Genomic DNA, 12410 nt, shown 5'->3' on the forward strand with positions numbered 1-12410 from the left:
ATCAATATCTTTTTCGTATTATTGCAGGGTTAAATCGCAGCAGTGAAGAAGCTCCTGGTCAGCAAGATCGTTGGGATTTTCCATGCAAGTCTTCAACAGTGCCTTTAAAGCGTCTTCTGCGGCTGAGGGAGGCTTTACAAACGTTCGGATAAAACTTTCTGCGATCTTTTGATAAGGCCTTTGAACAAATTCGCTGAGGCCAAACGCTCGTCGTTGAATGAAACCGAAAGGATCTTCGCTTCGTTGAAAGATGATGCTTTTATTGTCTACTTGATGGTCTGCGTTCAATTTTGCCTGGAGTTCCTCTGCAAGCCTTTCAGAAAACTCCATCCCTTGAATGCCCCCTAGAGCGAGGAGTTGGTACACTTCTGGTCCTGCGGCTCGGAGACGACTTTCAATAACCTTTTCAAGCTCTAGCTTTTCAATCTCGTCTAGCGCCCCAGGTTCCAACGCGCCCGTCTTGTCAAAATCTATAAAGAGATCTTCTCGCGTATCTAGGTGGAGGAGCAATTCATCGAGGAAACGGGGATTGCCGTCCGCATGATCCGACACCGCTTTGCGTTGAGTGGTCGTCAACCCAGGGAATTGCGCGCTGACAAGCGGTTCAAGGCCTGGGTCGTCTTCGGAGCTTCGCAATGGCGTGACCGGTATGACTTTGAGATTTTCAGCGCGAATGTACCGCTGGTCGCGGGAGTCTTGCAGTGCTGCGATGAGCAAACAGGTTTGGTCGCCTGAGGCCCATTCCTTTTGCCAGCTCGTCGCTATGACCATTAAGGGCCAGTGGTTTTGTCCCGCTTCGGCAACAAGTTGGCGGGTCAGTCTGGAAAGGCTCCATTCCCCCTGAGAGAACTGGATATCGTCGAGAACCAAAATGAGTGGCAGTCGGTGTTTTTTTGTCTGTTCGAAAACAATTCTAATGGCTGCGAGGGCGATTTCATGAGGTTCTGGTGGTACACCGCCTTCGGAGCCGAAGTAGCGTTGATAAATGTCCAGAGCGGTCTTGGCGACGCCAATAGGTGTGCCGACGACGGGCAGTGCTCCCGCAAGTTGCGCTGCGACGTCTAAACCCGTAGCGACTCCTTTGTTAAAGTGGTTCCTCCGCTTCCCTGCCTGCTCCACGAACGAATTTAGATGACACTGAAAGGCCTGCATTTCGGTTTGCAAGGCCTCTCCGTCACGTATGCTGTTGTGCTGCCCGGTATCCAGACACCTCACGCCGAGCCAAAGATAGCTGATTTCATTTGCAGAATTGCATAGGTTTGGAGCAGGACTGACTTCCAGACTACGTCCGGATTTTCCGAGGGCGTCGGGCCAGTATCCGTTTTTACCGGTGCCTTCCGCATTGATGGATAGCCAGTTGTAGAACTCCTGCACGATCCGAGTTTTTCCCAATCCGCTCTCTGCTGTCAGTACATGAACTTCCGGGTGGTAGGAGGGATCATTCTTAAGGCGATGCCAGCTGTCTTTAAGCAGCTGCAGTTCCTTTAGCCGACCGCAGAAAATCGAATGGTCCATGAAAATACCCTAGTGAAAAATCCTGATAGATTTAAACCATAGGTAGACGCTGACTTGCTAGACCCCTTCGCTTGAAACGAGTGAGATCTGTGTCAGCGTATCAAGGCCTGATTTCGGCTATTGTTGGAGAAGTTCCATAAATGGCGTTATCCGCTTCACGGTCTCGGCTTGCACGTTCGAACGATCAGTGGGGAGTGGCTTGATGCCGCCAATGTGCTGGAATTCCGGACTTTCCGCGTTTGCTGACAGGCGACGTGCGCGCAGAGCCAACTTCGTTTTGCCTGGACCAGTTTGGGATGGGAACGAAAGCTCTTATAAACCGCCAATAATTGTCGTTTTAACGCCATTTGAAATTTAGACGCGTCGCCAGGCAGGGCGGTATTTTTGGCGTTGACGAAGGGATGCTTGTGTCAAACGAGCGCGGGGCCTCGGGTCACTGGAAACTGGCTATGCCTCTGAACCCGCAAGCCTTTCCACCAAATCCCGCCTTACCCCGGTTATTCCCGTCAATTCCAATTCTGAGTGTCAAACAACAAGCGGTGCCGCGCCTAAATTTAGGAAACCGCACTCGGGGCAATTCACTTGGTATCTCGTTGCTTAGCCCTCAGTTTTCGTTAGCGTTGGATGCACTGGAACTTCGCCCTGATAATCTGCCGCTGGCCATTGGCATTGCCGTCCATTGTCATTGAGAGTTGCGCGCCTTGTTGTTCAAGATCGATTTCGAATTTGGTACCAGCAAAAGCATGGCCCACATCAGATCTCCATTTGCCAATTCCTGATGCCAGAGAGGTGTCGCCGTGGGTCGAACGCGCTTCAGCAGTCCAGCCGTTGCTTGCAACTATTCCATAGTAGTGTCCCCCACCAAGGCTGCTGACATCGATAAAACAATTTCCGCACGCTCCGGCATTGGACTGTACCTGCTTGTATTTTTTACAGAACTCAGCCTGAGCCGCGTTCGAAAGGGTGAACAAGGCGATGGAGGCGACGGCAAATTTGAGGAGATATTGGCGAAAACCCATGGTGGTAGTCCTGGTCAATGAGAACAATTGAAAGGTTCCATTGTGCGAAACCTGGTGTGGTAAGAACGGTGCTGCAAAACTTGCTGGTGAGGAGAAGGATCAGAGTTCAACAGAAGTGCTTCAGGCAAAGCCCGTTGCACCACTCCATGCCTGAAGTACCCATGCGTTCGTTAAGTATTTAATTCACTGCACAGTAGCCATCTGATCCTTTTGCAAAGCGTGGGTGATAATAATAATTTGAAATCCATGGACTAGGCTCTTCCTGCCGCTTACCATTTACAAACAAGGCGTAAACGCGGTTTGGATAGACCGCGACAGCGTAATTGCGATGGGGAGTCGTGTCGCAATTACGAAACTTTACATATTTTATCGGCTCGACACATCGTCCGTTTTGCAAATCAAGGATAGCCGGACAAGTCGTCGTCGCTTTTACGGCTGGACGCACACAATCGGTACCGTCCGCATTGGGCACCAAGGGTGCGATGCATTGGACGATAATCTTGGGCATCTGCGCCTGAGCGGGTGTGGACGATAGTGTTCCTGCGCCAGCCTCAAAAACAAGAGCGGCTGCCAGCGCGAGCTTGCCTAGACGGTGTGAAAGTGATGCGTGCTCAAGTTTCATAATTCTCTCCAAAAACAATTTGCGTGCTGCGCCACCGCATGGCGGCTGTTCATTTATTCAAAGCAATTGTCGACGCCGCTTGGATGCTGCAGCGTTGCGGAATTTCCCTTGGCAAAAAGGGTGAATCTGCCGTTGGTGTACTGGCTTCCAGAGCCGGATGGGACCTGCTCAAGGCGTTCCTCCGGCGAACCATCGATGCTGAAAATCGCATGCCCATTGCCGCTGGTCACAAAAGTGACTGTCAGAGGCAGGCCTTCCGCACAGGTGTAGCGAACCGTGGTTTCACTAGCTGGTTGCGGCAGCTCGCCGCCGGTCTGGGCTGAATCCGCTTGGGCAAAGGAACCTGTAATTTGATAGAGAGCCCTTTTGGGTTCAGCGCCTAAGCCGTAAAGCACTTGCCCGCGATGGAGATCCAGCTGGATGCCAACGTTGCGGGAGGCATCAAACAGGTAGACCGACCATTCGTCCCGGGATTTTTCCTGAAAATGAAAATTGACCCGTCCTTGAGCATCGGTTTCCTGCCACTGGCCATTCCCCGTATTGGTGAAGCTGCCGCCGGAATGGATGACCGCGCCGACGGTAAATCCGTTGGCCCCGGCTGACGCAGTGGGCTGTGAGATCACCGGCGGATTGTCGCGAACAGGTGCCTCTGTCTGGAGACGCGGGCCATCGCAAACACGAAAGATGGTTGGATAGGGGTTTTGCGAGCACATGATCCCGCCCCACTGGTAGCCGGTGCGGCCATTTCGGTAGCGGATCTGGAACCATTCATAACCGTTCATCATGGCGCCGGTGCCATTGAGAATGAGAATATCGTCGCCTTCGCGAAGACTTCCAATCTGCCTGTAGTTCATGCCGGGACCACCGCGAACCTTACCGCCATAAGAATATCCAGGTTGCGGGAAGTCGACATCGGGCGAGGCTTGACCGCTTGTGGGTAAGACCATCAAGGCGGCAAAAAGAAAGGCAGGTAAACCGCGCATAACAACTCCAAATTGATGCAATAAATTCCAGATTTGACCCCAAGCCAACTCTGCTTCAGAGGCCTTTGGGGACGTTTAGAACGCTCCACCTGAATGGAAGATGAACCATCACCTCCTGTTGCCGACCCGTCGCAATACACCTGGCTCCAGTGGGGGTCGGATTTCAGGCGCTGGGTCGATTTTGGGCGTTGCCGGAGCCTTTTCTGGTCGAGGTCCTGACACTCGACCGAAAAATTGCCCCTATTCCCTTGCGTTACGGCTGCGATCGCGTTGTAAACTCAAATGAAATTGGTAAGCGGGAAATGTTGTAGAAATATTTGCGGAGTTTGATATCGGCAAAAATACTGCTTACCACGCGGAAATTCTGAAAGTGATTTGGCAGGAAATCAATTTTACATGAGACACACAATCCGGCTCGGGTCTCTATGCTTTGACGAGAGTTTTGTCTCGGCCGTTTCTGACGGCGAGGCTCTCGTAACCTTCACAAGAGCGGAAACGAGGCTGATCAAGTATCTTGTTCAATATCCCAACCAGGTCCGAAGCCGCGCTCAACTGCTTGACGCCGTAAGTCATGGAAATGAAGAGAAGCTGGATCGCAGCATCGACTTCCTGATCAATCGGTTAAGACAAAAATTGGGCGATGATGCCAAGAACCCGACTTTTATCGCCACGCGATATGGCGAGGGGTACATCTGGCTTGCGTCGCAAGCGAAACACCAGTCTTTGCCACGCGATTGCCATGCCGTCGTTGGTCCCGTGTTCGGCTTGAGCCACATTGGTCACAAACGGACTTCGGCCGAACTCTTCGCTCAACAGTTTCAGCAGGCTTTTCAAAACCATTTCAGCGACGACTTGGAGGTTGTGTTCGATCCGGATTGCCCGAAAGCCGACGACCTTGGTGAAGACGCGCCGAAGATCGGTATCGAGCTGAGTTTTGTGCTTGTCGGGGACCAACTGGAATGCGTGTTTCGCGGATATCTGTTTCGCTCCGATAGAACGGTTTTTGTAAAAAGAATATCCGCATCCAATGCATCACCAGCGGACATTGAAGTGATATCGGGCGAAATCTCCAGCGCTTTGCGCACTGGCCTGGCGACGGAGGTCGAAGCACAGATGCCGCTTGCGGTTGGCATGATCGAGGCGGGCAAAACCTTCACCGGAATAAAGGGGCATTGGTCTGAGAACGACCAGGGTCTACGCGCCCAGGTAAACGGCAATCCAACGGACTATCGCGCGAAAATCATGCTCGCGACAAACATCCACACGAAGTACCTGCAAGACAGTGTACAGATCTTCATGTCGAATGCAGACCCGCGAAAAGACGACGAAGATGAAATCGAAACACTTGTAACGGAAAGCCTGCCACACCTTCAAAACGAACCGACATTCCTGCTGCCAGCCGCCAAATTGCTGTTCTTCATAGATCGCGGCTACAACGAGATGGCCGTCAAGATGGCCGAACGCCTCCACAAGGAGAGCACATCGTTGGCAGCCTCGTTGCCGGTTGTCGGGCAAATGCGTGTGTTTACCGGCCAAAATGAAGATGGACAACGTGCGCTTGATCAAGCCCTGGAACTTTGTGAGCAGGGATCCCAGTTTGAAATCTATCTGATGATCCTGAAATGCGAGGCCTTGGCGGCGGTTTCGGATCGCGATGGGTTGGATCAGATCCTGGATCAGGTCTGCGCGCGTGTGCCGCAGATTGAAGTTCTCATGCAGGTCTTGTTTACCTGCTCAGAGCGGCCGTCAAAGATTGCACAGCAGGCGCTGGTCAACATGCCGCCTGCACAGGCAAGAGGTATGGTAATGCTCATGCATTATGTTTACGGGCGGTTGCTTCAGAACCGGAAGCACCGGGCGAATGCCTATCGGACACCCGTGTCCCTGTTCTCCAAACAATTCGGCCCGAACATCATTCCAGATGAAGTCAGGCAGGTGTTGAGACCTTGTGAAGACCCAGATGCGGATAATAACAATTTGCCGAAAACCGCCTGAATTGTTTTCAAGTTCCTGACTACAATCGCAGTGTCCTTCAAATCCCGTTAATTCGCCATACGGGCGTCCTTCAGCGCTCAGTTTGAGATGATCGCTGGCCATTCGCTTGGAAGAGCTGCGATCGGCGTTTACGTCTCACAATTGGACGACACCTATTCGCCTCGCTTTTTTCGTGGTCGATTTATCTGCTTTCACAATGTGATCAGACACAGTAAGCATCCTGATCTTTGAATTTTTGGGACATGTCATGGCGCAAAATGCCGCAATTTATAAAGTCGAACTTTCAGTCTCCGACATGGATCGTCACTATTACGAAACCCATAAACTGACCGTTGCTAAACACCCCTCAGAGACGGATGAACGGCTGATGGTGCGTATTGTAGCTTTCGCGCTAAACGCCCATGAGTATCTGGAAATGACAAAGGGCCTTTCAACGGATGACGAGCCAGATATTTGGCAGAAAAGCCTGAGCGGCGAAATTGATGTGTGGGTGGCCCTTGGGCTTCCCAGCGAAAAAGTGATGCGCCAATCCTGCGGCAAAGCCGACAAGGTGGTCGTCTATCCTTACGGCGGCAGGACGGCCGAGATGTGGTGGGACAAGATCAAAAACAGCACCTCCCGTTTTGAGAACCTTCAAGTGATTAACTTTTCCGAGAAAGACACGGGTGAACTGGCAAAACTGGCAAGCCGCGCGATGAAGCTCCAGATAAATATTCAGGACGGCGATGTGATGGTGAGCGTTGATGATAGCATCGTTTACGTTACCCCGTTAAAATGGAAGAGTGCCGCATAACGCACGGGTTTCTGGCGCAAAAATGGACTTAAGTTGCTCGGTGGCGTCATCATGATCAGATGTGGCTTACCGATGTCCGCACCTTAGAAGCGGTGCCGCAGCGCCGAGAGCTTCCGCCAACAGTAGCTTCGGCCCGACACTGACCTTCTCACTCCAGAAGCACCAAGGGCATGAATGCGTTCAGCACGGCCTTCACGGACCCGGCGGTAAAACTCCCGCCATTGGGCTTCAGCAGCCACAGACAGCTGTCACCGTCTGCGGCTTCTGGCGGAGCCGTCAGATCGCCGTGCGGCGGCTTTCGGTCAGATAGGCTTCGCGCAGGGTGCTGGATACTGCGCCGGGCACGCCATCGCCGATCGCAAGGCCATCGACGTCGACCACGGGATTGACGAAGCCGGACGCGGAGGTGGAGAAAGCTTCCTTCGCGCTCTTGAGTTCCTCGATGGTAAAGGCCCGTTCAATCACCTTCATCTGGTGCAGCTTTGCGACCTTCAGGACGGCGCTGCGGGTGATGCCATGCAGAATGTCGTTGGACAGCTCGCGGGTGATGATTTCGTTGTTCTCGGTGACGATATAGGCGTTGTTTGACGAGCCTTCGGTGATCTTGCCATCACGGCAGAGCCAGACATCATCGGCGCCGGCCTTCTTCGCCCGGGTTTTCATCAGGGACGAATACAGCAATTGCACCGTCTTGATGTCCGAGCGGCCCCATCTGAGGTCGTCGGCTAGGATGATCTTCTGCCCACGCTGCGCGAGCGTGCTGGCGATCAGGGGCTTGGCCTGGGTGAACAGGACAATGCCCGGCTCGCCGGTCATTTCGGAAAAGTCAAAGTCACGGTCCGCCGCGCCGCGGGTGAGCTGCAGATACACCAGGCCTTCCTCGAGGTCGTTCTTCTCGACCAGGGCCTTGTGGATTGCCAACAGATCTTCGTCGGCATAGGGAAGCGTCATGTCCAGCTCGCGCATGGATCGCTTGAGGCGCGCCATATGCGCTTCGAAGTCGAGCAATTTTCCGCCCAGCACGGCGGTGACTTCATAGACGGCGTCGGCAAACAGAAATCCGCGATCGAAGATCGAGATCTGGGCCTGGTTTTCGGGCAGATACACGCCGTTCACATAGACAGTGCGCATGAGTATTTCCTGAGGTCGATTAGAGAATTTGGCCAAGGAATTCCTTGGTCCGTGGGTCAGAGGCACTTTCGAAGAAGGTCTCGGGTGGGCCGTGCTCGACGATCACGCCGCGGTCCGTGAAATAGATGTGGTCGGCCACTTCACGGGCAAACCCCATCTCATGGGTGACAAGGATGCAGGTCATTCCATCGGCGGCGAGTTCCTTGATGGTGAGCAGCACTTCCTTGACCGTTTCCGGGTCCAGGGCTGCGGTGACCTCATCAAAGAGCATGACGTCCGGGTCCATGGCCAGGGAGCGGGCGATCGCCACACGTTGCTGTTGGCCTCCCGACAGCTCGCCGGGGTAGGAATCTTCTTTTCCTTCCAGCCGAACCTTCTTGATCAGCGCGCGGGCGCGGACCTCGACTTCGTCCCTGGGCTGTTTCAGCACCTTGATCGGCGCCATCATGACGTTTTCCAGCGCGGTCTTGTGCGGAAACAGATTGTACTGCTGGAACACCATCCCGACCTTCTTGCGCAGCTCCAGCTTGTCGAGCTTGGTGTCATGCACCTCCTGGCCCTCGATGGTGATGGAGCCGGCCTGGATGTCGTTCAGGGCATTGATACAGCGGATCAGGGTCGATTTACCTGATCCGGAGGGGCCGATGATACAGATCACCTCGCCCTTCATGATGTCCATGGAAACGCCCTTGAGCACCTCCAGGGTTCCAAAAGCCTTGTGAACGTCCTTGATCGACACGATGGGCTGTTGGTCTGTCCAGTCTTGATCTGACATGCGTATTACCCCTTTACGGCGTATTTCTTTTCCAACCGCAGCGTCAGCCGGGCAATCGGATAGCAATAAGCGAAGAAGATGATCAGCGCGAAACCGAAGAACGGCATCAGCAGCGACGGGTTGTTGCCCTCGGCCTCCATCGCCTGGCGCGACAGGGTGACAAGTTCCGTGACGCCCAGAAGCGAGACGAGGGGCGTTGCCATGGTCATGATGGCGTACCAGTTCATCCAGGGCGGGATCATCCGTTTGAAACACTGGGGCAGAATGATCTGCCACATGATCTGACGTTTGCTGAAGGCCAGGCTTTCGGCCGCTTCCCACTGAGCGGACGGCACAGACTGGATCGCGCCGCGCACGATTTCGGCGAGGTTCGCCATGATCGGCAGGCTAAGGCCAAACACCGCTTTCATCCAGTCCGGCACGGCGATGTAAGTGCCGGCGATGCGGATCTCGAAGGGAAGCGTCAGCATCACGATGAAAAGCAGCACCAGCCAGGGCGAATTGCGGAAGAGCTGGACAACAAGCCAGGAAAATCCGCGGATGCCCGAGTTGTCAGACACACGGCCCAGTCCGAGGAACAGCCCTGCGATGGTCCCGAAGAGCATCGTGAAAAAGCTGATGATCACGTTCATCAGGAAGCCCTGCGTGATCAGCAAAGGCAGCCACTTGGCCATGATGTCCATGATCTTTTGGGCCGAATAGACGGTCTGGGCTTCAACGACCGTGGGCCAGATCAGAAACACAGCTGCGATCAGCGGCAGGACCCAGACGGGCATGCGGCCAAGCCAGCGGGAAAAGCCAAGTTCGTCAGGACCTTGATACCTGGGTTCCAGGGTCACGGGCAGGTCGGTGGATGTGTTGAAAGACCTGGTCATCGGCGCGCCTTCCCAAAGCCGGGGACAAGCAGTTTGGCTTCCCAGCGGTTCATACCAAAGGCGAGGACGCCGACCAGTGCGATATAGGTGAAGAACAGCACGGCCATGGCCGCATTCTGTGCCGATGCATAGTCGTTCCAAATCGACACCATCTCGTACAGCAGTTCGGGTACGGCGATCGCGATCGCTTGCGTTGTCGTCTTGACCAGGTTGATCAGGTTGTTGTTGAGCGCCGGCAGGCTCACACGCAGGGCCAGTGGAAAGGTTATGTTGGTATAGGTTTGCGCGCGCGTGAAGCCGAGTGACTCTGCGGCCTCCAGCGTCGACTTCGGAACGGCTTCAATGCCCGAGCGGAAGATCTCGACATTGAACGCGCCTGCGAAGAACGACAGCGAAATGATGGCCCAGCCGACATTCGATATGATCGGTTGCTCGGTCCAGCCGTCCGGCCCGGTCACGGTTGGTGTGAATTGGCCAAGCGCGAAGTAAAAGAACAGGAGCTGGATCAGCGGCGGGGTGTTGCGAAAGAACTGGATGTAGCCCTGGACAATCCAGCGGATGGTGCGCGAGGGAGACCCCTGCGCCCAGGCGCCGACGATGCCGATGATGACGCTCAGGATGACGCAGGCCACTGACAGTTGCAGGGTCACAAAAAACCCGCTGACCACACGGTCCCATTGGGCCGGTTCGTGGAAAAAGATGAAATTCCACTTCGGATAGGTGTCCGCCATGGTGCGGAAAAAGTCTTGGATGGTCTCGATCATGGGGGACCTCAGCAGGCGAGACGGGAAGGGCGCCGTCGATGACGGCGCCCCCACTCACAGCGAGGCTTACTCAGCCAGCCAGTCTTTGAAATGCGCCTGCTGGGCTTCGAGGAATGCGCTCTTCTGGATGCCCCATTTTTCTTCCAGCTCAAGCAGCTTGCCCGACTGCAGCCAGTTGTACTGCATGCCGGACATGAAACGGCCGAAGACACAGCTCTGCTCGGCGAGCGGCACGGCCAGTCCCCAAGGGTTGTCGTCTTCGGTCTGTAGCGGCATTTCGTAGTCGTCATACTCGCCTGAAGCGAGGTCGGCCGCGATCGAGCTGTCGTCGTAAACCCAGGCCACGCATTTCTTGTCGCGCAATGCCTGTTTGGCTTCTGCATTGCCGGTGAAGGCGATGATCTTCGCGCCGTAACGCTCTTCAACGATCTTGTTGTAGAAGGCGCCCTGTTTGCCGCAGACCGGCTTGTCCGTCAGGTCGGTCCATTCGGTGATGCCGAGTGCCTTTGGCGCCATGATGTTGGTGCCAGAGGTGTAGTAGTTCGGCTGAACAATGCCCACGATCGCGCGGCGGTCGGTGCGGTCAGACATGGTGGCGATCATCAGATCGATCTTGCCCTGTTCCAGAAACTGCATCCGGTTGGAGGACTGGACGCCAACCAGTTCCAGCTCGACACCCAAGGTCTCGGCCACTTCGGCAGCCATGTCGGCTTCCATGCCGACGAGCGCGCCGCTGCTGTCCAGAAAGCCCCAAGGTTTGGTGTCGGCTTTTACGCCGACAACGATCTTGCCGCGTTCGTTGATCTTGTTCCATGTGTCGTTGGTGCAGGCCGCAAAGGCGGTGCCGGATGTGGTCGCAACGACGGCTGCAGCCGTCAGCAATGCTGTAAGTGTCTTCATGGTGTTCTCCTGTTGGAAGGCAAATTTTTTGCTCTTATGGAAAAATACTGGCAGGAATTCACCGCGTGATCTAATGCTGTTTTTTGATGGGTTATGCAATAAAGGCATAAAGTTGGAAATCACTTGGCTCGAAGACCTTATCGAACTTGATGCAGCGCGGAATTTTTCTGTTGCTGCGGCTGCACGCAACATCACGCAGCCTGCGTTTAGCCGCCGCATCAGGGCGCTGGAAAATTGGGTTGGGACCCAATTGATTGATCGCAGCGCATATCCGGTCAAACTCACGCAAGCGGGCGAGATCGTGCTGGAAAATGCGCGCACGCTCTCAAAGGAGATCTATCGGCTGCGCGACGAGTGCCTCGACCTGTCGAGCCCCGGAGCCGACACTTTGAGCGTCAGCGCAATGCATTCCATTGTGCTTAGCATCTACCCAGAATATGCGCTCAATCTGCAGCGTCTCATCGGTCCTTTCGCCACGCGGATGACGGCGACCGATTATTACGATTGCCTGGAAAGTCTTTCTCTTGGCCGGTGCGAACTGGCTATTTGCTATGCCCATATCCTGGGGCCGAAAATACAGAGTTCCGGTCAATTCCAGACGCAAGTGCTGATGAAGGACTCTCTTGTCTTGGTCACAACACCCGATCTCGCAGAAGAGATGGAGACGGCACTCGCAGCACCGTCCAGCGGCGCAACATTGCCCCTGGTGTCCTATTCATCAGGCTGTTTTCTTGGCAAGATGCAGGAGGTCCTGACCAAGCACTACAATGCGCGTGGTCTTGGCTTTCATACGGTTTTCGAGAATTCGATGTCTGAAGCCGTCAAACGCATGATCCTGGTCGGTGCTGGTATCGGCTGGCTGCCGGAAAGCGTCATCAAGGATGAGCTGAAGCACGGAGCGCTTTCGGTCCTGACCGGGAGTGCCGCTGAACTGGAGCTGGATGTTGCCCTCATGCGAAAACACGCCGCAGGATCGCCGCTCATGGAGCGCATCTGGGATCTTGCCGTCGCTGGCGCTGTATCGGCGGAATAGACATT

12 protein-coding genes are annotated in these 12410 nt (G+C 54.6%); 3 read left to right on the forward strand and 9 right to left on the reverse strand.

Translation table 11 applies throughout. From position 1 onward, the window contains the following. Positions 1 to 18: 18 nt before the first annotated feature. From IG617_RS07850 to IG617_RS07865, 4 genes are all read right to left on the reverse strand, one after another. A complete protein-coding gene (locus IG617_RS07850; RefSeq protein WP_192108687.1) occupies positions 19 to 1515 on the reverse strand; it encodes an ATP-binding protein in 1497 nt (498 codons plus the stop codon). Between the two features lie 614 nt (positions 1516 to 2129). Then, positions 2130 to 2534 (reverse strand): hypothetical protein, encoded by a 405-nt coding sequence (locus IG617_RS07855; RefSeq protein WP_192108688.1) that lies wholly within the window; start codon positions 2532 to 2534, stop codon positions 2130 to 2132. A gap of 178 nt (positions 2535 to 2712) precedes the next feature. Continuing rightward, positions 2713 to 3156 (reverse strand): hypothetical protein, encoded by a 444-nt coding sequence (locus IG617_RS07860; RefSeq protein WP_192108689.1) that lies wholly within the window; start codon positions 3154 to 3156, stop codon positions 2713 to 2715. A 53-nt stretch (positions 3157 to 3209) separates the two neighbouring features. Continuing rightward, complete coding sequence (locus IG617_RS07865; protein WP_192108690.1) at positions 3210 to 4139, reverse strand: MliC family protein; 930 nt, start codon at positions 4137 to 4139, stop codon at positions 3210 to 3212. 396 nt (positions 4140 to 4535) lie between these two features. Between IG617_RS07865 and IG617_RS07870 the strand changes: the two genes are divergently transcribed. Together IG617_RS07870 and IG617_RS07875 are read left to right on the forward strand one after the other, a co-directional pair. Further along, positions 4536 to 6134, forward strand: coding sequence for a winged helix-turn-helix domain-containing protein (locus IG617_RS07870; protein WP_192108691.1), 1599 nt, complete (start codon positions 4536 to 4538; stop codon positions 6132 to 6134). A 247-nt stretch (positions 6135 to 6381) separates the two neighbouring features. Further along, positions 6382 to 6927 carry a YaeQ family protein gene (locus tag IG617_RS07875; protein WP_192108692.1) on the forward strand — a complete coding sequence of 182 codons (546 nt, stop codon included), beginning with the start codon at positions 6382 to 6384 and terminating at the stop codon, positions 6925 to 6927. A gap of 276 nt (positions 6928 to 7203) precedes the next feature. Here IG617_RS07875 and IG617_RS07880 read toward each other — a convergent pair whose 3' ends face one another. The 5 genes from IG617_RS07880 to IG617_RS07900 all read right to left on the reverse strand — a co-directional run bounded on the left by IG617_RS07880 (position 7204) and on the right by IG617_RS07900 (position 11372). Beyond that, on the reverse strand, positions 7204 to 8058 hold the full coding sequence (locus IG617_RS07880) for a D-amino-acid transaminase (protein WP_192108693.1): 855 nt from the start codon (positions 8056 to 8058) through the stop codon (positions 7204 to 7206). Between the two features lie 19 nt (positions 8059 to 8077). Continuing rightward, positions 8078 to 8833: an amino acid ABC transporter ATP-binding protein gene (locus IG617_RS07885; protein ID WP_209008352.1), complete on the reverse strand. Its 756-nt coding sequence runs from the start codon at positions 8831 to 8833 to the stop codon at positions 8078 to 8080. Between the two features lie 5 nt (positions 8834 to 8838). Continuing rightward, positions 8839 to 9708, reverse strand: coding sequence for an amino acid ABC transporter permease (locus IG617_RS07890; protein ID WP_192108694.1), 870 nt, complete (start codon positions 9706 to 9708; stop codon positions 8839 to 8841). Further along, positions 9705 to 10472 carry an amino acid ABC transporter permease gene (locus tag IG617_RS07895; RefSeq protein WP_192108695.1) on the reverse strand — a complete coding sequence of 256 codons (768 nt, stop codon included), beginning with the start codon at positions 10470 to 10472 and terminating at the stop codon, positions 9705 to 9707. Before IG617_RS07895 ends, IG617_RS07890 begins: the two co-directional genes overlap by 4 nt. Positions 10473 to 10538: 66 nt before the next feature. Next, positions 10539 to 11372: a transporter substrate-binding domain-containing protein gene (locus IG617_RS07900; protein WP_192108696.1), complete on the reverse strand. Its 834-nt coding sequence runs from the start codon at positions 11370 to 11372 to the stop codon at positions 10539 to 10541. Positions 11373 to 11484: 112 nt separating this feature from the next. Between IG617_RS07900 and IG617_RS07905 the strand changes: the two genes are divergently transcribed. After that, a complete protein-coding gene (locus tag IG617_RS07905) occupies positions 11485 to 12405 on the forward strand; it encodes a LysR substrate-binding domain-containing protein (protein WP_192108697.1) in 921 nt (306 codons plus the stop codon). The last annotated feature ends 5 nt before the right edge of the window (positions 12406 to 12410 follow it).

The sequence above is a fragment of the Roseibium polysiphoniae genome, assembly GCF_014842925.1.
Classification (GTDB): Bacteria; Pseudomonadota; Alphaproteobacteria; order Rhizobiales; family Stappiaceae; genus Roseibium; species Roseibium polysiphoniae.